We start from the raw sequence: 26850 nt of genomic DNA, 5'->3' as shown, positions 1-26850 counted from the left end.
AAGCGATTTTGTATCGAGAACTTATTTAAACTTCTTTTTAGCTAGATTTTGTAGTTTTTCAAACTCATTACTAATTAAAGCTTCTTTTTTAGCTCTCGACCATTTTTTAATTTGCTTTTCTGTTTGAATAGCAAGATTGATATCCGTAAATTCAGAATAAAAAACCAGCTCAATAGGCCTTCTAGAATATGTGTAACTCTCTACATATCTAACTAGACGATGTTCCACTATTCTTTGTTCTAGATTAGAAGTAATACCAATATAATAGCTGTTATCAGAGCACTTAAGAATGTAGACATACGATAATTTCATTTTTAAATATAAGATTTCTTAGCATACTAGGTCTTAATACTGTTTAGCATCTCGATACATTTTGTTCATGCTTCACAAAACACTCGATGTGACGTACTGGATATTTTCGGTTCACGTCAGTTCGAGTGAAATCGCCATAAGCGATTTTGTATCGAGAACCAAAATGCTATTTATAACTATTCACTTCATCGAAGCAATAAGACATTAGTCTAATAACGTATTTTTCTAAAAATGAGCATTTTATTGAGTTTTTTTCAAAAAAAGCTTTCCATAATAATAATTCCGAAAAAATGACTTCAGCTTCATATCGAAATTTGCATAGCTTAATTTTTTAATAGTACTTCACATAGCTGTTAATCTCAAAATCTACTTGATATGAAAATCGGAGTTCCAAAAGAAATTAAAAACAACGAAAACCGCGTTGGTATGACACCAGCCGGAGTTTACGAACTTATAAAAAACGGTCATACCGTTTATGTGCAAAAAGAAGCCGGCTTTGGAAGCGGCTTTTTTGATTTAGATTACATTGATGTTGGTGCTATTGTCTTAGATACAATTGAAGAAGTTTATGCGTCTTCAGAGATGATTGTAAAAGTAAAAGAGCCTATTGCTGAAGAGTACCCACTAATTAAACCGCATCATGTCGTATTTACTTATTTTCACTTTGCTTCTAGCGAAACCTTAACCAAGGCTATGCTAAAAAGCAAGGCGGTATGTATTGCTTACGAAACCGTTGAGGACAAAGATGGCTCATTACCATTATTAACTCCGATGTCTGAAGTTGCAGGACGTATGGCTATTCAGCAAGGTGCTAAATACCTTGAAAAACCAATTAAAGGTCGTGGTGTTTTATTAGGCGGAGTTCCTGGTGTACCTCCTGGACGTGTTTTGGTTTTAGGAGCAGGTGTTGTTGGTATTCAAGCCGCTAAAATGGCAGCTGGTCTTGGTGCGCATGTAACCATCATGGATATAAACATGAAACAATTACGTTATGTCAATGATGTTATGCCTAACCATGTTGTTACTGAATTTTCAAGTGAATATAATATTAGAAAACGCATAAAAGATCACGATTTAATTGTTGGTGGTGTACTTCTCAAAGGTGCCAAAGCTCCTAATTTAATTACCAGAGACATGTTAAAGGAAATGCGACCTGGAACCGTTATTGTTGACGTTGCAGTAGACCAAGGAGGCTGTGTAGAAACTACAAAACCAACAACGCATGAAGATCCAACATATATCATTGATGATGTTGTACATTATTGTGTAGCTAATATGCCTGGAGCAGTACCTTATACGTCTACATTAGCATTAACCAATGTTACTTTACCTTACGTCATCCGATTGGCTAATGAAGGTTGGGAAAAAGCATGTAAAAAAGATTCTACTCTTGAAAAAGGTCTTAATGTCGTTAAAGGAAAAATTGTTTATGAAGAAATTGCTGAAGCTTTCAACTGGTCTGTTGATGCTATGTAATAACCAGACTGACAAAATTTCTTAACTCAAATTTGGCTTACTCTTTGCTATTCATTTAGTAAATTTACAATAGTTAAAATTAGAAATTATGTTAGGATATTATATATTGATTGGTGCGATAGCACTGGTAAGTTGGTTAGTAAGTAATCAATTAAAACGAAAGTTTGCTAAATATTCCAAAGTGCAATTGCGCAACGGTATGAGTGGTCGTGAGATTGCTGAAAAAATGTTAGCAGATAATGGTATTTATGATGTTGAAGTGATTTCAACACCTGGTCAACTTACAGATCATTACAACCCAAAAAACAAAACAGTAAATTTAAGTGAAGCTGTTTACAATCAGCGTAACGCTGCAGCTGCAGCTGTTGCTGCTCATGAATGTGGCCATGCTGTACAACATGCACAAGCTTATAGCGCTTTAGGCATGCGATCAGCGTTGGTACCTATAGTAAGCGTGACTTCAGGTATGTCTCAATGGCTAGTGATTGGTGGACTAATTCTTGGAGCTGCTGCAGGAGTTGGATTGGGTTACTGGATTGCCGTTGCAGGTTTAGTCTTTATGGCATTTGCAACACTATTTAGCTTTATAACACTTCCTGTAGAATATGACGCTAGTAACAGAGCTTTAGCTTGGCTTAAAGCAAAAAACATTGTAACACCAGAAGAATACAAAGGTTCTGAAGATGCTTTAAAATGGGCAGCAAGAACTTATCTGGTAGCAGCAATTGGTGCTTTAGCTTCTTTATTATACTGGGCACTTCAAGTGTTTGGCGGAAGAGATTAAAAAGAACATATTTTAAACAAAAAATCAAAAGCTCTGAGAAATCAGGGCTTTTTTTATTAGTCTAGTAAATAAATACTTACATTGCAATAAACAAAACCAATCATTTATGGAAAATCAAATGCCAAATCAATTACCAGAACGTGTTATGGTAAGTAGCCTATCTGAAGTAGATCGTGCTGCCTTTTATAGAAAAACCTATGCACATGTTGCTGGTGGAGTCTTAGTCTTTATTCTTTTCGAATATTTATTATTACAAAGTGATACTGTTGTAGAGTTTATGTTCTCTATGACCGAAGGCTACAAATGGCTATTATTATTAGGAGGTTTTATGTTAGCTACAAATTATGCTGAAGGCATGGCTCTAAAAACCACAGATAGAAATATGCAATATTTAGCCTATGGTATTTACATATTTTTTGAAGCTTTAATTTTCGTTCCTATGATTGCAATAGCTGCATTTTATATGGATTCTGGACCAGAAATATTGAACCAAGCAGCCATAGTGACTTTAGCTTTATTTACAGGACTCTCTGCTGCTGTATTACTAACTAAAAAAGACTTTTCATTCTTAAAAACTGGATTAACCATTGGTTTCTTTATAGCAATAGGGCTTATTATTGCTGGAACATTATTCGGTTTTAATCTTGGTTTATGGTTTTCTGTAGCAATGTGTTTATTGGCAGGAGGAAGTATATTATATCAAACCTCTAACCTAGTTAATAAGTACTCTGAAGACCAATATGTGCCAGCTGCTTTAGGTCTATTTGCTGCACTTATGTTACTATTCTGGTATATTCTAAGAATCTTTATGTCTAGAGATTAACACTTTTAAAACTTACAAATAAAAAAAGCCCAACTGAAATTTCAGTTGGGCTTTTCTAATAGATATTATTTGATTTTGTTACCATCTTTGTCATAAAAATGATATTCAAGATATGTGTAAGCATCTCTAGGTAAAACTTTTACCCATTTTTTGTGTTCAAAAAACCATTTTGAACGGATTGATGGAACACCTTTAGTTAAAAAGGCTGCTATAAAAGGATGTGCATTTAAGGTTACCTTTTTATAGTCTCTTTTAAAAATCCTTTCGAGGTCTTGTTTGATGCGCTCTACTACTTTAATTGGAGCTTCAATTTCTTCACCTACCAAATTAGGATTTTCTTCTTTTGTTTTAATATTGCGTTCTGGCCTAACGCGCTGTCTGGTTATTTGCACTAAACCAAACTTACTCGGCGGCAATATCTTATGCTTTGCTTTATCATCTTTCATTTCGTCACGAAGATGATTGTAAAGTTTTCTTCTGTTTTCTGCTTTGCCCATATCAATAAAATCGACTACAATAATGCCTCCCATATCACGTAAACGTAATTGGCGAGCAATTTCTGTAGCAGAAATTAAATTTACTTCTAAAGCAGTGTCTTCTTGGTTTTTCTCTTTATTAGAGCGGTTACCACTGTTAACATCTATAACATGGAGTGCTTCGGTGTGTTCTATAACAAGGTAAGCTCCTTTTGCCATAGAAACGGTTCGTCCGAATGACGTTTTAATTTGGCGTTCGATACCAAATTTTTCAAAAATAGGGACTCCATTTTTATAGTACTTAACTATAGACTCTTTTTTCGGTGCAATTTGTTGCACGTAATCTTTTACTTGGATGTACAATTCTTCGTCATCTACAACAATGGCAGAAAATGAATCATTAAAAATATCTCTTAGAATAGAAGAGGCTTTGTTCATTTCACCCAAAACTTTTGTAGGATGGTGCGCTTTGTACAACTTTTTACACATTGCTGTCCATCTATCCAGCAAATTTTGTAAATCAGAATCTAGCTCAGCAACTTTTTTCCCTTCGGCCACAGTACGAATAATAACTCCAAATCCTTTTGGTGTTATACTCTTTACAAGTCTTTTTAAACGGTCTTTTTCTTCCTGCGATTCAATTTTCTGAGAAATAGAAATTCTGTTAGAAAAAGGCACCAAGACAATGTACCTACCTGCAATAGACAATTCTGAACTAATGCGAGGCCCTTTAGTGGAAATAGGTTCTTTTACTACTTGTACTAGTATTGACTGGTTGGATTTGATAGCATTAGCTATACTGCCGTGCTTATCTAGATCCTTTTCCATAGGAAAGTTCTTGAGCGTATAATCTCTTAATTTTCCTGTGCTTACACGCTTAATGAATTTTAAAAGTGAAGGTAATTGTGGTCCAAGATCATGATAGTGTAAAAAACCATCTTTTTCGTATCCTACATTAACAAATGCAGCATTAAGACCAGAAACAACTTTGCGAATTTTAGCGATAAAAATATCACCTACCTCAAAATTGTTATCTTCTTCATCTTTATGTAATTCAATAAGTTTTCCATCTTTTAATAAGGCAAAATCAACAATATCTGAACTCGATCTTACGATTAATTCTTTGTTCATAATGTTAATTTATATCTAGCTCTTCATTGAGTTAGATGGATATTACTAAATTATTTTGACACAGGTTTCCCGAGAGTAATCGGGATTTCCAGCAAACTTAGAAACACTCTATTAAATGTTTTCTAAATTTCTATATCAAAGAACGTTTAAAACTGAAAAAAGTAGTCCTTAAACTACTTTTTTTCAGCTTATTTCTTTTTGTGACGATTAGCGCGTCTACGTTTTTTACGCTTATGCGTCGCTACCTTGTGTCTTTTTCTTTTTTTACCACTTGGCATAATAAATAATGCTTTTAATTAATATTTTGTTTTAATGTTTTAGTTCACTTCAACATTAGTTTTTACACCTTCTAAAAATACTTTAGCTGGTTTAAAAGCTGGGATGTTGTGAGCTGGAATCTTGATGGTAGTATTTTTTGAGATGTTACGACCAGTTTTTTCAGCTCTAGTTTTAATAATAAAGCTTCCAAAACCTCTTAAATAAACATTGTCTCCACCTTCTAAAGAAGATTTTACTTCTTCCATGAAAGTTTCTACTGTTGCTTGAACATCTCCTTTTTCAATACCTAACTTGTCAGATATTTTTGCTACCAAATCGGCTTTTGTCATTGTTACTAGTTTTAGGGGTTACTATAAAATTCTTAAGGGTTGCAAATATAGGTAATTTAATTTCAATATTTCAACCCTAATTAATTAAAATTTAACATGATAAACTTTTAATTTTGTCGCACCATTAAAAAGCTACATGAATTTTAACAAGATTTTAACCTTCTGGTATTCAAATAATAAGCGTGATTTACCGTGGAGAGAAACGCAGAATCCATATCATATTTGGCTATCAGAAATAATTTTACAACAAACGCAAGTAAAGCAAGGATTACCTTATTATGAAGCATTTGTTAAACAATATCCAACCGTTTTTGACCTAGCAAATGCTACAGAAGAAGCCGTCTTAAAACTATGGCAAGGCTTGGGTTATTATTCTAGAGCCAGAAACCTTCATACTGCTTCTAAACATATTGCTTTTAATTTGAAAGGTGAATTTCCAGACAACTATAAGGATCTTTTGAAATTAAAAGGTGTAGGTGATTATACCGCTAGTGCTATTGCTTCAATTGCTTATAATGAACCTGCTGCTGTTGTAGATGGCAATGTGTACCGTGTACTTTCTCGATATTTTGGTATTGAAACTCCTATAAACTCTACTAATGGTATTAAGGAATTTAAAAAACTAGCCGTTTCATTAATTAACAAGGACGAACCCGCTATCTACAACCAAGCTATTATGGAGTTTGGCGCATTACAGTGTAAACCTAAGAATCCTGATTGTGATACATGTCCTTTGAGTGATAGCTGTATTGCACTTCAAAAAAACATGGTGGACCAGCTTCCTGTGAAATTGAAAAAAACTAAAGTTACCACTAAATATTTCAATTTTTTGGTGTGTTTGGATAATGATAAAAATGTCTTATTCGAAAAACGAACGAATAAAGGTATTTGGCAAAATCTTTATCAATTTCCTCTTATAGAATCTAAAAAAAGTTTAGCTGCTGAAGAATTTCATCTTTTAGACTTAAAATCTGTTCAGTTAAAAAGTAGTGTTGTGGATTACTCACTATATAATGATATGGATAAGGTTCATAAATTGTCTCATCAACATCTGCACACTAAATTTTGGATTCTTGAAATGGCAAACCTACCTGATAATGCTATTCCTATAAAAGACATAACGAAATACCCAACACCTGTTCTCATTAGTGAATTCATTGAAGCGTTCAAGTTTTGAGTCTTAAAGAAATCATATTTTTTTTATTACTTTTAATGGAGTACTTTCAAAAACACTAATTTTACAAAAAATATAACTATGTCGGGAACATTGAATAAAGTGATGCTAATTGGGCATTTGGGTGATGAAGTAAAAATGCATTATTTTGATGATAAGAATTGTGTTGGTCGTTTTCCATTGGCAACAAATGAAACCTATACAAACAAACAAACCAACGAACGTGTATCTAACACAGAGTGGCACAATATTGTTGTAAGAAATAAAGCTGCTGAAATTTGTGAAAAATACTTAACCAAAGGCGATAAAGTCTATATTGAAGGTAGAATAAAAACGAGAAAATGGACAGACGACAAAGGTATGGAGCGTTATTCTACAGAAATACAATGTACAGACTTTACTTTTTTGAGTAACAAAAACGAACAGCAAAATAATCCGCAGTCTAACCCTTCGCAAAGTATGGCTCAACCTCAACAGCCTTCTGCTGCTATTAATATGCCAGACAACGAAGATGACGATTTGCCATTCTAATTAATTTAACCTGATTTATCTTGGATCCAGAACCCACGGTTTTAATTTCAAATTTATTAGTCACTAATACCTCGTTTATAACGAGCATTGTATTACTTATTATTCTGCTTATTTGTTCGGCCCTAATTTCTGGAGCTGAAGTGGCCTTGTTTTCTTTAACCAAATCTAATATTGATGAAGGTCTAGAAAACAAATCTGTAAACATGCAGATTATCGCTAATCTACTGGAGCGTCCCAAAAAACTGTTAGCAACTATACTAGTCGCTAATAATTTTATAAATATTGCTATTGTATTGTTGTTTGCATTTATCGGTGAAACACTATTTAAAAATGTGACACATACTATAATTCGGTTTTTATTAGAGGTTGTTTCTGCCACCTTTCTGATTTTATTATTTGGTGAAATTGTTCCTAAAATTTATGCGAGTAGAAATAGCGTAAAGTTCTCTTCATTTATGGCAAGACCTCTAAGGGTCTTAGATGTCATTTTTTCACCTATTAGTTTACCGATGCGATTTGTAACTATAAAAATTCAGAATACCTTTGGGAAACAACGCTCCAATCTTAGTGTAGACCAGCTATCCCAAGCGCTAGAGCTTACAAACGATCAAGACACTACTCAAGAAGAACAGAAACTGTTACAAGGTATTGTTTCTTTCGGTAACACGGACACCAAGCAAGTCATGCGACCACGAATGGATCTGTTCGCTTTAAATATTGCTACTCCATTTGAAACCATCATTAAAGAAATTGTAGAAAATGGTTATTCAAGGATTCCTGTTTTTGAAGAAAATATAGATAACGTAAAAGGCGTACTTTACGTTAAAGATTTATTACCTCATCTTAATAAGAAAACTTTCGATTGGACATCGATTCTTAGAGAACCTTTCTTTGTTCCTGAAAATAAAAAGCTTGATGATTTAATGGTAGAATTCCAAACCAAAAAAGTGCATTTAGCTGTTGTTGTAGACGAATATGGTGGCACCTCAGGCCTCGTATCTTTAGAAGATATTATTGAAGAAATCGTAGGTGATATTAGTGATGAATATGACGATGAAGATCTTATCTTTACAAAATTAGACGATAACAATTATAGCTTTGAAGGTAAGACCGCTTTAAAAGATCTATATAAGATATTGAGCATTGAAGGTGAAAATGATTTTGAAACCGTTAAAGGCGAAGCCGAAACTTTAGCCGGTTTTGTTTTAGAGATTTCAGGAGGTTTCCCAAGAGTCGGGAGTAAAATAAATTTCAAAAATTACGTTTTTACTATTGAAGCTTTGGAGAAAAAACGGATTAAGCAGATAAAACTAACTATACTTAATAACTAAGTAATGAAACGAATTGTAATACCAATATTAAGTCTTTTTTTAATGGGTTGTGGTGACGACCCTCTACCTAGGCCAAAAGGATATCTAAGGCTAGAATATCCAAAGGCTAGTTATAAAAAGACCAATATTCCTTTACCATTTTCGTTTGAAAAGAATACATTATCAGATCCGATTAAAGCCGTTAAATCAACAAGCAATGCCAAAGGTGTGGATGTTAAATATCCTAACCTAAAAGCTACCATTTATCTTACATATAAAGAAGTTAACGAGAATAATCTAGACAGCTTATTACGTGATGCGCAAAACCTCACCCAAAAACATACAATGAAAGCCGATGAAATATCGAGCAGTGTTTTTGAAAACGAAAAGAAAAAGGTTTACGGCATGCTTTACGAAGTTGGTGGTGATGCCGCATCGCAATCTCAGTTTTACGTTACAGATAGTTTAAAACACTTTTTAAGTGGCTCTTTATACTTTTACGCCAAGCCTAATTATGACTCTATTTTTCCTGCTTCTGAATACCTTAAGAAGGATATTAAGCATATTATGGAAAGCTTAGAATGGAAGAAATTTAATTTCTATAAATAAAAAAAAGCCTATCAAAATTGATAGGCTTTTTTATTAGTATTTGTGAAAGTTTATTCTTGATAAACCCATTCACCTCCCATTTTTATAACAGCAAAATCTTCAGTACCATTACTACCATTATATATATCTATAGTAACAATATATTTTTGCTCTTCCTCAGCAGAAGGATCTAATTCATCTAATACAATATTAATAGCATCAAGAACCATAGGATTTGTCCATTCTGCTGGATTCCCAGATCTTCTGTCCATGTTACCATAATTATCCATACTAGTTGTAGCTTCAGGATAAATAGAGCTTAATGCAGCAACTATAGCTGCATAATCATCAGGACCCATAGTATATCTAATAGTATTGTCTGGTACCCAAACACCATCCTCAAATCCAAATTGTAAAGTCGTAGAAATTACACTCTCATGACCTGACCATACACCATTCATATATGTATAAGAATTACCTCTTATTTGAGCTCCGCTTGAACTTGAATAATAATCATAAATTACTAATAATTCATCTTCTTCTTGAGCATAAGGGAATGTTAACTCTAAGAATGTTGGTAAATAATTGTCTGGTGGTATTGAGCTACCAAAATTATCATATTGTCCTGGTTGACCTGATCCTTCACCCATTGAGTCAAAATCCATAGAGCTTAAGTAATAAACACCTTCAACTGCTTCCCAAGCACCACCTGAATACATAAAGTACTCACCTTTAGAGTTAGTTTCACCTGTAGCACCTAATGTCTTAATTTTCAAACTTTCAATTCTCCATCTAGCAGCATCAGAATCTGATGATTCGTATCTGAAAGCAACATTGATAACTTCCCCATCATAAGCAGAAAAATCATAATCTTCTGAAGACGCCATATCACCAGTTGCAGGATTTGCTAGGATAATTTCATCCCAAGTAGCAGTTAAAACATCACCTGAATAATCTGTAGACACATATATCTTTAATAAAGATGCATCACCAGCATAATCTAACTCTTGAGTAATTTGAAATTTAAGATCGCTTTCCCCTGTCAAGTCAATTGTTGGAGACACCAACCACTCTGTATTTGCAACTTGACCACCAAAGTAACTATTACCCTGAACGTAACCTGATTGAGAAGTCCAAACATCATCACCACCAAATTCTTCAGCGACAGTCCAACCCTCAAAACTTCCTGCAAAGTTATAAGATACCAAATCTGCTAACCCAACTTCTGGTTCTTCAGTATATTGATCATATTTAGCCAAAACTATTTGTCCCTCTACTGGACTTGCAACTTGTGCATCAAGAATTGCTGGTATTTCATCAGTCGCATCTACATCTGGATAGAACCCAAAAGCATCACTTCCTGCTGTTGCATAATCAGAATTTGTAAACTCATATATGTCAGCGTTTGTATAATCACTCACACCTTCTGCAGAACCTATGTATAGTTCATAACCTACTAATACCTGAGATCCTTCACCCCAAAATGGATACATCTCCTCTAATAATTGAGGTATAGAATCCTTAGCTTGTTGTTCAGAATCAAAACTTCCAAAACCTAAGCTTAAGGCATCGTAATCATCACTAGTTAATGTATAACTATCAGTACCAATAATTGGATCAGCACTAGTATCTAAGCCATCATAGATGTCTTCCATTGGATTACAACCTACGAAGATTGTTCCAAAAATTGCTAAGCAATAAATTATTCTTTTCATTTTAATTGTTTTTTTTTAAAAGTTAACTCTAAGACCTACACTGTAAGTTCTTCCTGGACCGAAATAAACCTGCGCTGTTGAAGCAGTACCATCTATATCGTTAGCATCTGAAACATATTCAGTATTAAAAACGTTGTTTATTTTACCTGTTAAAGTAGCTTCAAATGATCCCATTTGGAATGTATGTCTCATACCTAAATCGAATAAGCCAAAATCAGGAAGTTGCCAAACATCATTTGTATTACTACTACTTCTGTTAGTCACATCATAAGAAGCGTAATTGTCTCCTGCAAAGTTATAATCAAAATAAATATTAGACTTTGGTGCTAATTGATAATCAGCTCCTAAAGCAAACGTGGTTTGCGCAGCATCACCTACTTTAATTCCATCAGCATAAACCTCAATAGGATCACCAACTTGCTCTCCTGCTTGATCTCTTACAATTGCAGAAACATTACTTTTCCATTTCCAGTCACCTAATGAAGCCATACCAGTAACAGTTAACTCATCAGTTGCTTTATATCTAAAATCTAATTCTATACCTTGGTGTAATGCATCTATACCTAAAACGTTGTAAAAGAAGATATCATCACCTGTTCCTATTGATCCTGAGTAAGACTTATCTAACCAGTTAGTATAGTAAATATTAACATTAGCACTTAATTTCTCACCACGGAAACCATATCCTAATTCCGCACTAAATACCTTTTCATTAACTGCATCTTCGTTAGCATCAATACCATCTTCATCTAAAAATACAGAATCTAAAAATGGAGGTCTAGAGAAATAACCTACATTAAGAAATACATTGTTATTTGAATCTAAATTATAGTTTCCACCACCTTTGAAACCATATCCTACAAAGTTAACAGCATCTGATGATCTGCTACCTGTTATAGTATTATTCATATATTCTTTTTGCTTGTAACTACTGTTAGAAACATCGGCCGCTACAAAGATATTGAAAGCATCTGTAACTTGATATTCTGCTTGACCGAACAGTCCATATCTTACAACAATACCATCGTAGTCTTTATTGTATTTATCTCCAACCTTTAACGGTTTTCCAAAAGCAAATGTGTCTGTTTCATTATCTAAGAAGAACTGACCTCCTAATAAATCATCCACTTGGTACCAGTGAGAACCAATGTAATAACGACCATCAAAACCACCAGAAATAGTTAATGCATCATTAACTCTATTTTTATAAGAAGATAAGATTCCATACCACTCATGAGAGTTTCTAGAAGATGAAATAATATCTGTAGAACCATTTACACCATTTGCTCTATTCTCTTCAACGATTCTATCAAAATCAATTGGCTGTAAACCTGCTGAACCAATTCTATATTCGCTAGAACCAATCTTAGTACCTTCATCTCTTCTACCACCACCTGAACCAAAAGATGCATATAATGCAGTAGAAAGAGCTGATTTGTCATTTATATTCCATAAATGATTTATAGACATTTGTGGCTTATGGTAAAAGTTAAATGATTGGTGGTAAACTTCCCCGTTTTTATATCCCCAATCCTTATTAGCTCTTCTTGGACCAGAATCAGTAGCCTGAAGTTCTGCGATTGTTGAGCGATTGTAACGCTGACCATGTTCTTGCTGTGCTCCAAATGCAGTGAACGATAATCTATGAGCATCATTTATTTGCTGAGACAAGCTAATAAAATAATTATATCCTGAGAATTCTGTTCCGTCTACATAGCCATCACCTCCAATTTTTGAAGCACTAACCGTAGCTGCAAATCCTTTGTCAGAAAGACCTGTGGAATAAGTCATTCCATACTTTAAATAACCATTATTACCTATGCTAGACATTATACTTCCTCCTTTTACAGCATCAGTAGTTTTTGTAATAATATTTATAGTACCACCAACAGAAGATACCGCTACTTTAGAAGCCCCAAGACCTCTCTGAACTTGCATTTGAGATGTTACATCACCTAACCCAGCCCAGTTACTCCAATATACAGCACCATTTTCCATGTCATTAACAGGTACACCGTTAATCATTACAGCAACATTTTCTGAATCAAAACCTCTTAAGTTGATTCTACCATCACCATAACCACCACCTGCTCTAGTAGCATAAACACCTGGTGTTGATTTTAAAATTTCAGGAAATTCTTGAGTACTTAATTTTAAAGAAATCTCTTCTGCTCTAATCGTAGAAACCGCTACAGGAGTCTTTCTATCAACAGCAACAGAAGCAACAATCATAATTTCATCAAGACCAACTTCACTAGACATTAATGTAATACTTCCTAAATCGGTATTACCATCAAAAGTAAATGTTTGAGATATGTAACCTACATACGAAATCACAACCTCACCAGAACCTGAATCTGTAGTAATTGTGAAATTACCATCAAAATCAGTAGTAGCGCCAGTTGTAGTACCTTTAATTATTACATTGGCACCAGGTAAAGGTGAATTAAAATCACCATCTATCACTTTACCTGTGATAGTGGTTTGTGCATACATAACTGTTGAGAACAATGTCAAAACAGCAATACATAAAAATTGATTAAATTTTTTCATTATAAAATTTAAGTTAATTGGTTTTTCATCAGCGCAAAATTACGCATTAACCTAGCTGTAACATTAACTTAATGTTAACAATTAGTCGACGCGAAGTTAATTATAGAATCGCCAATATTATGCACGCACAATTAAAATTTATTAAAACTTTTTAACAAATTTTAACAATTCTTCTTATAAAAGTCGACTAAATTTTGAGTAGAAGCATCATGATGTGAAGAAATAGCATCATTTTGAAGTTCTTTAAGTATAGATTTTGCTAATTGCTTACCTAATTCCACACCAAATTGATCGTAACTGTATATGTTCCAGATAATACCCTGTACAAATATTTTGTGCTCGTACATAGCAATAAGTTTACCTAAACTTTCTGGAGATAACTTTTTAATCAATAAAGAAGTTGTTGGTTTGTTACCATCGAATATTTTGAAAGGTAGGAGTACGTCTATTTCTTCTTGAGAAAGATTCTGAGAATTTAACTCTTGTAAAACTTCAGTTTCTGTTTTACCATTCATGAGAGCTTCTGTCTGTGCAAAGTAGTTAGACATTAACTTATCATGATGATCTTTATTTCCATATAAAGATTCTATAAAGCCTATAAAATCCGCTGGAATTAACTTGGTTCCTTGATGGATTAATTGAAAGAAAGCGTGTTGAGAGTTTGTTCCTGGTTCGCCCCAAATAATAGTTCCAGTTTGATAGTCTACCTTATTCCCTGACCTATCTACACTCTTACCATTGCTTTCCATAATACCTTGCTGAAGGTAAGTAGCAAACTGATTTAAATATTGTGTATACGGAATAACTGCTTCGCTTTCTACTTTAAAAAAGTTATTGTACCAAACTGTTAACAATGCAGAAGTTACAGGGATATTGGCATTAAAGTCTGCAGTTTTAAAATGCTCATCCATTTTATAAGCACCTTCTAATAAACTTTCAAAATTCTGATAACCTAAGGCAAGACTTATGGATAAGCCTACAGCACTCCAAAGTGAAAAACGTCCACCAACCCAGTCTTTCATAGGGAAGATATTCTCTTCAGCAATTCCGAATGCTTTTACGCTATCAACATTTGTGGAAACAGCCACAAAATGATTAGAAACCGCTTCTTCTGGTTGAGATTCTAAAAACCATGCTCTTATTGAATTGGCATTAGAAAGTGTTTCTTGAGTTGTAAATGTCTTTGAAACAATTACAAACAATGTAGTTTCAGGATTTAAATTCTTTATAATTTCTTTGTGATGATCACCATCTACATTACTTACAAAATGCGTATTGAGATGATTTTTGTAAAACTGTAGTGAATCTACAACCATTGCTGGTCCAAGATCTGAACCTCCAATACCAATATTTACAATATCTGTAATGTTTTTACCAGTATACCCTTTGTGTATTCCATTAACTACAGCATTAGTAAAGTCTTCAATTTTTTTCTTTACAGCATGTACTTCAGGAATAACATCTTCGCCACCTACCAAAACTTTAGCCTTTTTTGGAGCTCTTAACGCTGTATGCAAAACTGCTCTTCCTTCTGTGGCGTTTATAATTTCACCTTCGAAATATTTTGAAATCGCATCTTTTAAATCTACTTCGTTAGCTAGCTCTACAAGAAGGTTTAAAGTTTCTTTGGTAATTCTATTTTTTGAAAAATCTGCATAAAAATCATCCCATTTTATTGTTAACTCATCAGCTCTTTTTTCATTTGAGCTAAATAAATCTCTCAAATGCTCGGTCTTTATATCTTCAAAATGTGCTTGAAGTTTACTCCATGCGTTTGTAGTAGTTGGGTTGGTTGATTTTAATGCCATTTTTGATTTATGATATTGGGTTTTCTGAAATTGAGTTTTCTTTTTCTTTTGGTTCTGCTTCTAAGAAAAAGATGTTGTCCAATCGTTGTTTTATCGGTGCTATATAGTCTAAATATTTAATTTTTAAACTATCTGAAATAGGCTCTGCCTCTGGCAATTTCTGTTTAAAAGGATCTACCTGTTTTCCATTTTTCCAAAAGCGATAACACACATGCGGACCACCAGTATTACCTGTCATTCCAACCCAACCTATTATATCACCTTGTTTTACAAACTGACCTTTTTTCACGTTTTGGGCTTTCATATGGAGGTATTGGGTAGAGTAAGTTGCATTATGTCTAATTTTTACATATTTACCATTACCTCCTCTTCTTGTAGACTCTGTCACAGTTCCATTTGCTGTAGCCATGATTGGTGTTCCTACAGGAGCTGCGAAATCAGTTCCTTTATGCGGACGAATTTTATAGCCATAATAAGCTATACGGCGTTTTAGGTTGTAACGCGATGAAATTCTACTAAACTGTACTGGTGCTTTCAAAAACGCTCGTCTTAAGTTCTTAGCATCTTCATTAAAGTAGTCTCTAATTCCTTTAATAGAATCTGTTTCAAACTGAAACGCATATAAAGAGTCTCCATTATGCTCAAAATAAGCAGCTTTCACATTATGAACACCTGCATAAATAGTATCATCTATGTATTTGTCTGTATAAATAACTTTGAAACGATCACCTTTTTGAAGCCTTCTAAAATCTATGGTCCAGGCATAGATATCATCTGCCATTTTATAGGCTAATCTTTGACTTAGACCTTTTTCTTCTAAAGTTTGTGATATGTTATTTTCAATAACTCCAGTTGCTGTTTTTTCAATATAAGTTATTGGTTTTCTGCTTGTATACGCATGAATAGAATCTTTAAGATTGATAACTACGTATTGCTCTTGATTAGGTTGATAGATAAATGTTTCAGGGCTTGGTAAACTATCGTTTACAGATTCCTTAGAGTATAAAAGTGTAAAAGGTTTTCCTGGTATAACCTTAGTAACATCAAAAGAGTCCTTAGTCCTTTCTGCAATTTGAAAAATTTGAGGGTACCCTATATTATGACGACCCATAATTTCACCAAAAGTATCTCCTTTTCTAATGGTGTCTCGTTTAACCTCATAATCCTTAAGATTAAAACCAAATTCTAATATTTTCTCCTCTTCAACGATTTCGGCAAGTTCCTTTTCTTCTACTTTTTCAGCAGAATTATCATCTTTACATGCCCAAATGCTCACAGCAATAAAAACTATTGCCACATATTTTTTTAAATGCATTAATTATAAGTTATTTCCCCAGTTGTCTAATTCTTCTTTACTCCATAATTCTGGAAAGAATATACGCTTCTGATATTTTGGATGCATATACTTTTTCCAATCACTACCTCCTGTTGCCTCTCCATCACCAAGACCACTTTCTATATAATGAACAGCTGTATTATAATGAGCCATTACCCACGTTACATTGACTGTATAATCGTAATGACGCATCGCTTTCACCAAATCTTCATCTTTTTGATCTTCTGGCGGCAACTCTTTAAAACGTGTCCAAAGATTTTTGGTATTATAAGTTTCCATAAATCTTAAAAACTCGTCTTTGTATCGTTTTTCAAAATTAACTAAAAGTGTTGATTTTTTCCCAGTTTTATGATCTTTTCCTGCCGCTTGCCAATACAAGTGCTCAAAGGCATGAGTATAAGGAGTGTTTCGGTCTATATTTGCTCTAAATCTGTAATCAATTAGATTAATAAGTTCTGTAGAAGCAAATTCTATAAGTCTGTATTGTGCACTTTGGAATCCACTTGCAGGTGTTAAAGTGTATCTAAACTTCATATATTGCTCCACTTCCATACCTTCTCTCATAATGTTGAAAGAGGTTGTGAGCATATCAAAATAGCGACTGATACGCATTATTTTACTTTCGAAAAAAGTAGCATCTAAATTTTCTCTTTCTGCTACTTGATGAATTTCCCAAAGTATCATCTTAAAAATAAGCTCATTGATTTGATGATAGGCTATAAAAACCATTTCATCAGGAAGTGTAGTGCGCTGGTTCTGAAGACTTAAAAGCGCATCAGTTTGTATATAATCCCAATATGTAATCGGCTTGCTATAAAGCAAGCCGTATAAGTGGTCATCAGTATCTTGATCTATTGCAGTGTACTTTTTTTGAAGCTCTTTTACAATATCATCAAATTTATGTAAATCGTGCATATATTATATTAATCAAATTCTATGTTGAAAGAATGTTTTAAGCCTTTAAAAGCTACTAAATCTGCTCTTAAAGAACCTACAGCTAAATCCGCTTTAATCTTCAAAGGTATTTTATTTTTATCAGCACTTACCCATAAAGTTAAACTTTCTTCTTCCTTAAAAACCCTACCTGCCATTACGTATGGTCTAAATTTTAGAGTTTTTACTTTACCAAATTCTGTCTTTATTGTTTCCCTACCTAAATACTTTAGTTTAAAACCAAAGTTTTCCTCATCGAAAAACATGTTAGTTTGAATTTCATCACCATGCTTCAGGTTATCTATATCAATACTATTCCTAAGGTAATAGTACATGGATACCATGTCTTGAACATCTTTCTCAGTAGCGAAAGTTTCAACCTGTTTCTTTTTCTTATTATTAACTGTAGCTTTTCGCGCTTTATGGTCGAAATCTATTTCTATATCTTTAGTATGACCTCCTTCATCTATCTTTCTGATAAACTTATAAGGCACACCAGTTTCTTTATCGAAGTAACTTTCGTACCTATCTTTTACTTTGAAAAACCACTTTATAGCACCTGTGGTCCAACCTTTACCAACAACATGATAAACTTGCTTACCATCTAAAGTTGTATCCTTTAAAGTTAAGGTCGCATTTCCGGCTTTTAAAAAGCCACTATAGCTCATTTCGAACTTAAACCATTCCCCTTCTTGGAAAGCAGATTCTTTTTGTGAACTTGGAGCGTGAAACCCTACAAATAATAATATAATTGTAAATAAATGTTTCATAATTTCTAGTTTGTAAATTTAATCAATTGCACACATTTGCTGTGTTACCAATATCACAAATACAATTACTGTTCCAAATGTATTAAAAGCTTGAATTACAATCCAAAAACCTTAGATTAATTTATAATTATTTCTGTTAATGCTCACATTTTTAAACTTTAACGATGTTATAGTAGAGCTAATCAAAACATATAAATTATATGTGAGAATAGAGTTGGTTTTTTGTCAGCGCGTTTAACAGTTAAGGAGTTAAACGCGCTATTTTTTTATAATGTTCCTCTTTTTTCTTGCTCTCTTTCAATAGACTCAAACAACGCTTTAAAGTTACCTGCACCAAAACCACGAGCTCCCATTCGCTGAATAATTTCGAAGAACAACGTTGGTCTATCTTCAACTGGCTTCGTAAAAATCTGAAGCAAATACCCTTCTTCATCCGCATCTATCATAATACCCAGACTTTTTAGGGTCTCTATATCTTCACGAAGTTCATGACTAAATTCTTCTAAACGTCCAGGAACAGCTCTATAATATTCTTCTGGTGGAATGGATAAAAACTCAACACCTCTACTTCGTAAGTCCGAAACGGTTTTTATAATATCATCAGTTGCCACAGCTATGTGTTGCACACCTGCTCCTTCATAAAAATCTAAATACTCTTCAATCTGTGAACGTTTTTTTCCTTCTGCAGGTTCATTAATCGGAAATTTGATACGACCATTTCCGTTACTCATTACTTTACTCATTAAAGCTGAGTATTCGGTATGTATTTGCTTATCATCAAAGGATAAGAAATTCACAAATCCCATAACATCTTCATACCATTTTACCCAAGTATTCATTTCACCCCAACCAACATTACCAACCATGTGGTCTATATATTTTAGACCTACTGGTTCTGGATTATAATCTGATTCCCATTTTTCAAACTTAGGCATAAATACTCCGTTGTAGTTTTTACGCTCTACAAACATATGAACCGTCTCACCATAGGTATAAATTCCAGCTCTGACCACTTCTCCGTATTCATCTTCTTCAACCATAGGTTCCATAAAAGATTTTGCACCACGCTTGGTCGTTTCTTCGTAAGCACTTCTGGCATCTTCTACCCAAAGTGCCACAACTTTAACTCCGTCTCCGTGTTTAACAATATGATTGTTTATAGGATGTTTAGAGTTTAAAGGTGTGGTAAGCACTAATCTTATTTTATCTTGCTTTAGCACATAACTTACTGTTTCCTTTGAACCAGTTTCTAATCCTTTATAAGCATAGGATTGGAAACCAAATGCCGTTTTGTAGAAATGTGCAGCTTGTTTTGCATTACCCACATAAAATTCTACATAATCGGTTCCTAAAAGAGGAAGAAAATCTTGAGCTCCGTCAAATATTTTTTCCAAACCGTAGTTTACACTTTCTATTTCTTTTGCCATAATATTTTAGTTTTTATTCTTGAATTGAATCTAGGTTAATAGAGTCTATTTCTTCTTCTATAATATAATCATCGTCTCCCCAAGTATCTGTAGAGTCGGTTGTTTCTTCATAATACTCATAATCAGGATAGGTTGATTGCCTCTCCATTTCTGAAGCCATAGAACCAAAAAGGGTTAAAAATGATAATACAGCTGCACCATAAAGAAAATAATACCCAATCATAATCAAGGATACTATACCACTAATTGGGATAGCTATGATATTTAAAATTCTTCCTGTATTAACATTCTTATAGCTCTGCTCTAAATACAATTCTTCATTTTCTCTATACAGCGCTATACTTTTATTAGCTTTTACAAGTCCTATAATACTTAATACTAAAGCAGCTACAGCTAACAAGCCACAACAAAACCCTATCAATACTATTGATAGTGATATTATCCCTAAGGTCATTGCCCCAGAATCTGCTGGTAATTTTTTTTGGTTCATTAAATATTTCTATAATTATTCTAACCAAGATTTGAAGTAATCTTCGTCTGCTATTTCTAAAGCTTCTTCTGTAACTTTAAGAGGCTTAAATGTATCTACCATTACAGCCAACTCATCTGTTTTTACTTTTCCGATACTGCGTTCCATGGCTCCTGGATGCGGTCCATGAGGAATACCTGCAGGATGTAACGAGATATGTCCTGCAGCAATATCATTTCTACTCATAAAATCACCATCTACATAATACAACACCTCATCACTATCTATATTACTATGATTATAAGGCGCTGGCACTGCTAATGGATGATAATCATACAAACGTGGCACAAAACTACAGACTACAAAAGCATCGGTCTCAAAAGTTTGGTGCACTGGAGGTGGTTGATGCACACGACCAGTTATGGGTTCGAAATCGTGAATTGAAAAGGCGTATGGATAGTTATAACCATCATACCCTACAACATCAAAAGGATGCGAGGCATAAACCATATCGAAAATTTCGTCTTGTTTTTTTATTTTGATGAGAAACTCACCAGATTCATTATAAGTTTCCAATTCTTGAGGCTGTCTTAAATCACGTTCACAAAACGGCGAATGCTCTAATAATTGTCCGAACCAATTACGATAACGTTTTGGTGTGTATATTGGACGATAAGATTCTACAATAAACAATCTGTTGTCTTCAGTATCAAAATCTAACTTGTAGATTATACCTCTTGGCACCAAAAGATAATCACCATATTTAAAATCTAAATTCCCTAAATGCGTTCTTAATTTTCCTGAGCCTTTATGGATGAAGATTAGCTCATCGGCATCTGTGTTTTTATAAAAATAATCTTTCGTGGATTGTTTTGGTGCTGCCAAGATGATATTACAATCACTATTAGTCAATACAATTTTACGACTGTCTAAATAATCATTTTCTGGTTTTACTTTAAATCCGTGAAAACGGTAAGATTGCATATTATTTGCCTTTGCAACCTTTGGCGCTACACTGTACTGCTTCCTTATTTCTTTTACTTGTGTTGGTCGTTGTTCATGATAACTATTGGTAGACATACCATCGAAACCAATAGTACCAAACAATTGCTCATAGTAAAAGTCACCATTAGACTTTTTAAACTGTGTATGACGTTTTGGTGGAATCTCCCCTAATTTATGATAAAATGGCATTGCAAAATTGTTTAATTGTTGAATTGTTTATTCGTTTACTTGAAGCAAAAGACTAAACGTTTTAAAGGTACAAAAATTGAAATTTAATATGGTAGATGAGATTCTTAATTTATCTCAGCTAACAGCACAATTATTCTGGATTCCTTTTGATAAGGAAGTGTAAATGAAGTTTTAAGTTTGGCCAGAATGGTTTCATAGTGTTACAAATATCGAAAAATTTTGTAATATGAAAATTATTTATCTGTTAGTTCTGAAAAATGATGAGATGTTCAAATATTTTAGTTGTTCTTATTATTATCTACTCCTATTCATGCAAGCCAATTTATAAAGGAGTAAATGGTATAAATAAAGAAATAGAATTTACTAGTTTAAATGATTATAAAGATTTCATTAATAAAACAACCTCACTTGATTTAGAAAAAATATTAGTTGTAAAAGAGCAAGACTACAACGATTTAATATTCGATGTTATGAAAAGAAGAGTTGTTTACTATTATGGTATTTTTGATAATGATAGACTTGTAGCTAACGGTTCAGATTTAAAGGATAAAAATAGCTGCTTTGGATCAATCTCTAGTGTAATTAATAAAAGTATTGGTAGCTCCTCATCTGGCGTTTATCAAAGTAGTCCTCTTTCAGATTTTTCTTATTATAACTTAGATGGGGATAAAGTTGAATTAGACTTTAGTAAAGATTTGATCGTTTACACATATTCTTATAAATTAGGAAAGTTGTCAAAAAATTTAGATAAACTTATACTTGACTTAAAAAGGAATAATCTATCTTATAATTTTATAATCATCAGTTTAGATAATATAGCATCAAAAAAGCACTGATTAATTATTTTGAGATTGTAATTAAAGAATTAAAACTCTTAAAAGATTTTTCTTAAATTTAAAAAAGTAATCTTTTATTTATGAAAAATTTAAGTCTACTCATCATTATTTTCATTTCTACTCTTCACTTAAATAGTCAAGAACACACCAATAAGAAATATGCTTTTTCTACAGTAAAGTTAAGCAGTTACATGACTTTCTCTTCAGATGTATACGAACAGAATTATAAAATCGAAGTTGACACTAATCCCTTGCTAATTTATGATTTAAAATATCCTAGCCTTGAATTTAATTCCGAAGCTTTAAACACCAAGTTGTTTTCAAACATTAGCATTGTAGAAAACACCTATTATGATTACACACAAAATTTAAGAGGCTGTAAACCTTTGGATAATGGTATAACAAATACTGTTAACAGTAAAGAGGTTTTGTTGTCTAGTATATTTGATAATTTTCTAAATAATTACCTTTTTGAAGGTAAGGGCATTTTCTTTATGAATTAGAGAAACAAGTTCAGTATGACACTTCATTTCATATCAAAACCAAAATCCTAGATTAAAGAACCAATAACTATTACCGGTCTCTGGAGAATAGGTGTACTTTCCTTCTATTGGCCCTAAAAACGTTTCCAAAGAATAGCCCAAAGCATAACCTGTATAATCTGGTGAAGAGAACCAATTGCCTGTTTCAAAAAGTTCGTCTTCTACATTAGCAATATTAGCAGCAAGAATAATGTGGTGTTTTTTGAAAAGTTCATAATCTAAAGTAAGATTGGTTTTTACAAAACTATTCGCTATAACATCTACATAGTCATAACCGTAAAACGAATAGATATTATTGATGAAATTTTTGCCATAACCTCCTAATGCAAAATTAAGTGAAGTTGTAGATTTATCACCAACAGTAAAACCTCCTCTAGATTCTAACCTTACAGCCATTTTATCACTTACACTAAACGCATAACCAATATCTGCTTTAGCTATAGAGAATTCTTCAAAATCTTGATTAAAACCTGAAGCATTCAGATACAAATGGAAATCACCATTAAAATAGAATCCTCTTTTAGCAAAATTAGAATCGCTATAGCTGTCAAACTTTAAATTTCCAAAAAGACTAAAGTAATCCGTGTTTTCAAAAACAATATCATCATTTTGATCTTCTGACAACAGTGTCTCTGAAGTTATCTTTAAACGCTTGTGTTCTACACCTGCCCTAAGTGCAAAATCTTTCCTGAAAATTGTCTGTAAGTACAATTGATTTGTAAAATCCTGATACTCTATACTGATCTTATTAAGCCCAGCCAAAAGGGTGTCTGATATAGCCACGAAAGGATTAATATTACGTTCAAATTTATTATAACGCGATTTTAACCCTATACTGATGTAAAACCCTTTATCTATAAAGTAATCGAAATTATAACGTGAATTGTCACCTAAAACTACATCTAAGGATGCAACATCGTTATTAAATAATAATCTTTTTTTAGTAAGATTAGCTATCAAGGCGCTTTTATACAAACCATCATAATGCAAACCAAATCTTAAAAAAGTAGAAGCTTTACTCTCTGTAATTGTACCAGTAAGACTATACTCTTCACTATTATCAATTGGAACTAATCGGTATCTAAAAGTGTCAAAATTATTAGTAGCTATTAGGTTGTTAATGTTCTCTTTAAAATCATCTTGACAAAGTTTCTCACCACCTTTAAGCCTTAGTTTACCTAAAATATAAGATCTAGTATAACGATCATTACCTGTTACATTTATATTATTTATTATTAAACTATCAGGTTGTTTTAATTGTGATCTTGTATAATTTTTATCAATTTGTTTGTCTTTTATTTTCAATAATTGAGAGATATTTACTCTTGCCGCCGCTTCACCACTTGCAATAATATCATGACCTTCACTGAATGAAATAACCGAAAAATTTTCAATATCTGGCTTGATATAAATATCGGTTAAAGGCGCTTTGTTTTTCATAGCGTTTATGGTCCTGAAATTATTAATTTGCAGCAAAATATCTGGTGCGGAATTTAAAGATTCTCTGTCCTTTAAACCATCTTGAACATCTACTCCAATAATAACATCCATCCCTTTAGCTCTAAGCTCTTCAACAGGAAAGTTATTTGTAACTCCACCATCGATTAAAATTCTATCACCTATAACTACTGGTTGAAACAAAGATGGCAACGCACCACTTGCCGCAACAGCTTCTGGTAATCTACCTTTGTCCATAACTACAGACTCTCCTGTTTCTATATCTGTTGCAATACAAAAGAAAGGTATAGGTAGTTCGTCAAAATCTCTAACATCATTAACCGGAAGCATTAATTGATATAGTAAGTTATAGACATTTTGACCTCTAGACAAACCTGAAGGTAAATTAATTTTAAACCCATCAAAAGGCAGACTTACCGCATATTTTTCAACATTCTCTCTTTCATAAAATGGTTTAGAAGATCTTGGAAACTTATCGTTTATAAGCTCATCAAAATCCTGTTGTTCAAACATTTCTTCTAATTGCTTACCTGTATATCCTGTGGCATATAATGATCCAATAATGGCACCCATACTCGTACCTGCTACATAATCTATTTTTATACCTAAACTATCAATAACTTTTAAAGCACCTATATGTGCAAAACCTTTGGCTCCGCCACCACTGAGAACCAAACCAACTTTAGGTTCATTTTTGTCTTGAGCCAGCAATGTGAATGATAGCAAACCAGAAAACATTACTGCAACTAGCAATAAAAATCTTTTAGCTATTCTTTGATGATATATTTGGGATTGTTTCACCTACTCTTTATGATAATAGTTATAAATTTTATTGGCTCTTGATACTCCTACAACAGCTTCCAGTTCATCTAATTTGGCATTAGCGATTCGCTTTACAGTTTTAAACTGTTTCATTAAATCTACAATGGTTTGTTCACCTACACCTGAAATATTTTCCAACTCTGTTTTTAAAGCACCCTTACTTCGTCTATTTCTATGGTGTTCTATACCAAAACGGTGAGCTTCGTTACGTAATTGCTGTATGATTTTTAGAGTTTCGCTTTTTTTATCTAAATATAAGGGAATTGGATCATTTGGATAGAATAATTCTTCTAAACGTTTTGCAATTCCGATAATAGCTATTTTTCCTCTTAACCCTAAAACATCCAAACTCTTTAAAGCGGATGATAATTGGCCTTTTCCTCCATCAATAATTATGAGTTGTGGCAACGGTTCATCTTCTTCCAATAATCGCTTATAGCGCCTATGAACCACTTCTTCCATAGAAGCAAAATCATCTGGACCTTCAACCGTTTTTATATTAAAATGACGATAGTCTTTTTTACTTGGCTTTCCGTTTTTGAAAACTACACAAGCTGCAACAGGGTTAGTACCTTGTATGTTGGAGTTATCGAAACATTCAATATGTCTTGGTTCTTCAGACAAACGCAAATCCGCTTTCATCTGTGCCATAATTCTATTGGTATGACGATCTGGATCTACAATTTTTATCTGCTTCAACTTATCCATTCGGTAATACTTAGCATTACGCTCAGACAAATCTAAAATGCTTTTTTTATCGCCTAATTTTGGAATTGTAACTTTAATATTTTCACCAAGGTCGACTTTAAAAGGCACATAAATCTCTCTTGAATTTGAGTTGAATCGTTGTCTTATTTCTGTAATCGCCAATTCTAAAAGTTCTTGGTCAGATTCTTGAAGTTTCTTTTTTAATTCTAAAGTGTGAGACCTTATAATAGAGCCATAACTCAACTGTAAAAAGTTGATGTAAGCATAAGTTTCGTCACTAACGATTGAAAACACATCAACGTTGCTAATCTTAGGATTTACAATGGTAGACTTAGCCTGATAATTTTCTAAAACCTCTAGTTTTTCTTTTATTTTCTGTGCATTTTCAAATTGCATCGCTTCCGCATACTGCCTCATTTGAGTCCTAAATTGCTGTAATGAATCCTTAAAATTCCCCTTTAATATCTCTCGAATAGCAATGATATTAGCTTGGTACTCTTCCTCCGATTCATAACCTTCACAAGGCCCTTTACAATTGCCCAAATGATACTCTAAACACACTTTGTATTTACCGGCTTCAATTTTAGCTTCAGATAAATCATAATTACAAGTACGCAATTGATATACCCCTTTTATTAAACCCAAGAGTGTTTTCACAGTTTTCATACTGGTATATGGACCAAAATATTCAGACCCATCTTTTATAACTCTTCGGGTTGGAAAAATCCTAGGAAAACGTTCTTTTTTTACACAAATCCAAGGATACGATTTATCATCCTTAAGCATCACATTATACTTAGGCTGATATTTTTTTATAAGGTTATTTTCTAACAGTAAAGCGTCATTTTCGGTTTCAACAACAATATGTTTAATCGATGCTATATTTTTTACTAAAACTCGAGTTTTTCCATAATCGTGTTGTTTAGTAAAATAACTACCTACCCGCTTTTTAATATCTTTGGCTTTACCAACGTAAATAAGCTTATTGTTAATATCAAAATATTGGTAAACTCCAGGCTGATGTGGCAGCGTTTTTATTTGTATATCTAGGGTTGTTTCTGGCATT

23 protein-coding genes are annotated in these 26850 nt (G+C 33.2%); 9 read left to right on the top strand and 14 right to left on the bottom strand.

Annotated elements, in window-relative coordinates:
• Positions 1-21: 21 nt before the first annotated feature.
• A complete protein-coding gene (locus tag AC2H4K_RS09175) occupies positions 22-312 on the bottom strand; it encodes a GIY-YIG nuclease family protein (RefSeq protein WP_281139197.1) in 291 nt (96 codons plus the stop codon).
• Positions 313-687: 375 nt separating this feature from the next.
• On the opposite strand from AC2H4K_RS09175, the gene ald reads away from it, so the two are divergent.
• The 3 genes from ald (at position 688) to AC2H4K_RS09160 (ending at position 3395) form a co-directional block, all read left to right on the top strand.
• Positions 688-1788 (top strand): alanine dehydrogenase, encoded by a 1101-nt coding sequence (gene ald, locus AC2H4K_RS09170; protein ID WP_281139198.1) that lies wholly within the window; start codon positions 688-690, stop codon positions 1786-1788.
• Between the two features lie 88 nt (positions 1789-1876).
• On the top strand, positions 1877-2572 hold the full coding sequence (locus AC2H4K_RS09165) for a zinc metallopeptidase (RefSeq protein ID WP_281139199.1): 696 nt from the start codon (positions 1877-1879) through the stop codon (positions 2570-2572).
• Between the two features lie 106 nt (positions 2573-2678).
• Positions 2679-3395 carry a Bax inhibitor-1/YccA family protein gene (locus tag AC2H4K_RS09160; RefSeq protein WP_281139200.1) on the top strand — a complete coding sequence of 239 codons (717 nt, stop codon included), beginning with the start codon at positions 2679-2681 and terminating at the stop codon, positions 3393-3395.
• A gap of 65 nt (positions 3396-3460) precedes the next feature.
• On the opposite strand, the gene AC2H4K_RS09155 is transcribed toward AC2H4K_RS09160, so the two are convergent.
• Positions 3461-5002 (bottom strand): Rne/Rng family ribonuclease, encoded by a 1542-nt coding sequence (locus AC2H4K_RS09155; protein ID WP_281139201.1) that lies wholly within the window; start codon positions 5000-5002, stop codon positions 3461-3463.
• 317 nt (positions 5003-5319) lie between these two features.
• Positions 5320-5610 (bottom strand): HU family DNA-binding protein, encoded by a 291-nt coding sequence (locus AC2H4K_RS09150; RefSeq protein ID WP_155088089.1) that lies wholly within the window; start codon positions 5608-5610, stop codon positions 5320-5322.
• A gap of 136 nt (positions 5611-5746) precedes the next feature.
• On the opposite strand from AC2H4K_RS09150, the gene mutY reads away from it, so the two are divergent.
• From mutY to gldD, 4 genes are all read left to right on the top strand, one after another.
• Complete coding sequence (mutY, locus tag AC2H4K_RS09145; protein WP_281139202.1) at positions 5747-6787, top strand: A/G-specific adenine glycosylase; 1041 nt, start codon at positions 5747-5749, stop codon at positions 6785-6787.
• A 78-nt stretch (positions 6788-6865) separates the two neighbouring features.
• Positions 6866-7315, top strand: coding sequence for a single-stranded DNA-binding protein (locus AC2H4K_RS09140; RefSeq protein ID WP_281139203.1), 450 nt, complete (start codon positions 6866-6868; stop codon positions 7313-7315).
• Between the two features lie 20 nt (positions 7316-7335).
• Positions 7336-8646, top strand: coding sequence for a gliding motility-associated protein GldE (locus AC2H4K_RS09135; protein WP_281139204.1), 1311 nt, complete (start codon positions 7336-7338; stop codon positions 8644-8646).
• A gap of 3 nt (positions 8647-8649) precedes the next feature.
• Complete coding sequence (gene gldD / locus AC2H4K_RS09130; RefSeq protein WP_281139205.1) at positions 8650-9234, top strand: gliding motility lipoprotein GldD; 585 nt, start codon at positions 8650-8652, stop codon at positions 9232-9234.
• Between the two features lie 50 nt (positions 9235-9284).
• Here the strand turns inward: gldD and AC2H4K_RS09125 are convergent, their stop codons facing one another.
• The 9 genes from AC2H4K_RS09125 to AC2H4K_RS09085 all read right to left on the bottom strand — a co-directional run bounded on the left by AC2H4K_RS09125 (position 9285) and on the right by AC2H4K_RS09085 (position 21418).
• Positions 9285-10928: a choice-of-anchor J domain-containing protein gene (locus AC2H4K_RS09125; protein ID WP_281139206.1), complete on the bottom strand. Its 1644-nt coding sequence runs from the start codon at positions 10926-10928 to the stop codon at positions 9285-9287.
• Positions 10929-10943: 15 nt separating this feature from the next.
• A complete protein-coding gene (locus tag AC2H4K_RS09120) occupies positions 10944-13481 on the bottom strand; it encodes a TonB-dependent receptor (protein WP_281139207.1) in 2538 nt (845 codons plus the stop codon).
• A gap of 161 nt (positions 13482-13642) precedes the next feature.
• The gene (gene pgi / locus AC2H4K_RS09115; RefSeq protein ID WP_281139208.1) at positions 13643-15289 is read right to left on the bottom strand and encodes a glucose-6-phosphate isomerase; all 1647 of its coding nucleotides are present in this window, start codon (positions 15287-15289) and stop codon (positions 13643-13645) included.
• 7 nt (positions 15290-15296) lie between these two features.
• Positions 15297-16604: a peptidoglycan DD-metalloendopeptidase family protein gene (locus AC2H4K_RS09110; protein ID WP_281139209.1), complete on the bottom strand. Its 1308-nt coding sequence runs from the start codon at positions 16602-16604 to the stop codon at positions 15297-15299.
• Between the two features lie 3 nt (positions 16605-16607).
• A complete protein-coding gene (locus AC2H4K_RS09105; RefSeq protein WP_281139210.1) occupies positions 16608-17540 on the bottom strand; it encodes a tryptophan 2,3-dioxygenase family protein in 933 nt (310 codons plus the stop codon).
• Between the two features lie 8 nt (positions 17541-17548).
• The gene (locus AC2H4K_RS09100) at positions 17549-18328 is read right to left on the bottom strand and encodes a DUF3108 domain-containing protein (protein ID WP_281139211.1); all 780 of its coding nucleotides are present in this window, start codon (positions 18326-18328) and stop codon (positions 17549-17551) included.
• A 266-nt stretch (positions 18329-18594) separates the two neighbouring features.
• Positions 18595-19755 carry a 4-hydroxyphenylpyruvate dioxygenase gene (gene hppD / locus AC2H4K_RS09095; RefSeq protein ID WP_281139212.1) on the bottom strand — a complete coding sequence of 387 codons (1161 nt, stop codon included), beginning with the start codon at positions 19753-19755 and terminating at the stop codon, positions 18595-18597.
• A 13-nt stretch (positions 19756-19768) separates the two neighbouring features.
• Positions 19769-20245, bottom strand: coding sequence for a CCC motif membrane protein (locus AC2H4K_RS09090; protein WP_281139213.1), 477 nt, complete (start codon positions 20243-20245; stop codon positions 19769-19771).
• Between the two features lie 15 nt (positions 20246-20260).
• Positions 20261-21418 carry a homogentisate 1,2-dioxygenase gene (locus AC2H4K_RS09085; protein WP_281139214.1) on the bottom strand — a complete coding sequence of 386 codons (1158 nt, stop codon included), beginning with the start codon at positions 21416-21418 and terminating at the stop codon, positions 20261-20263.
• 257 nt (positions 21419-21675) lie between these two features.
• Here AC2H4K_RS09085 and AC2H4K_RS09080 point away from each other — a divergent pair, with 257 nt between their 5' ends.
• Positions 21676-22254, top strand: coding sequence for a hypothetical protein (locus AC2H4K_RS09080; RefSeq protein WP_281139215.1), 579 nt, complete (start codon positions 21676-21678; stop codon positions 22252-22254).
• An 80-nt stretch (positions 22255-22334) separates the two neighbouring features.
• Positions 22335-22757, top strand: coding sequence for a hypothetical protein (locus AC2H4K_RS09075; RefSeq protein WP_281139216.1), 423 nt, complete (start codon positions 22335-22337; stop codon positions 22755-22757).
• 33 nt (positions 22758-22790) lie between these two features.
• Here the strand turns inward: AC2H4K_RS09075 and AC2H4K_RS09070 are convergent, their stop codons facing one another.
• Both AC2H4K_RS09070 and uvrC read right to left on the bottom strand, forming a co-directional pair.
• Positions 22791-25007 carry a patatin-like phospholipase family protein gene (locus tag AC2H4K_RS09070; RefSeq protein ID WP_493742347.1) on the bottom strand — a complete coding sequence of 739 codons (2217 nt, stop codon included), beginning with the start codon at positions 25005-25007 and terminating at the stop codon, positions 22791-22793.
• Positions 25008-25055: 48 nt separating this feature from the next.
• Positions 25056-26849 carry an excinuclease ABC subunit UvrC gene (uvrC, locus tag AC2H4K_RS09065; protein ID WP_493742346.1) on the bottom strand — a complete coding sequence of 598 codons (1794 nt, stop codon included), beginning with the start codon at positions 26847-26849 and terminating at the stop codon, positions 25056-25058.
• Position 26850: the final 1 nt, after the last annotated feature.

Source organism: Winogradskyella sp. 266wxhm (assembly GCF_058964685.1).
The sequence above is the reverse complement of the archived record's forward strand: the minus strand, read 5'-3'. Positions and strand labels throughout refer to the sequence as shown.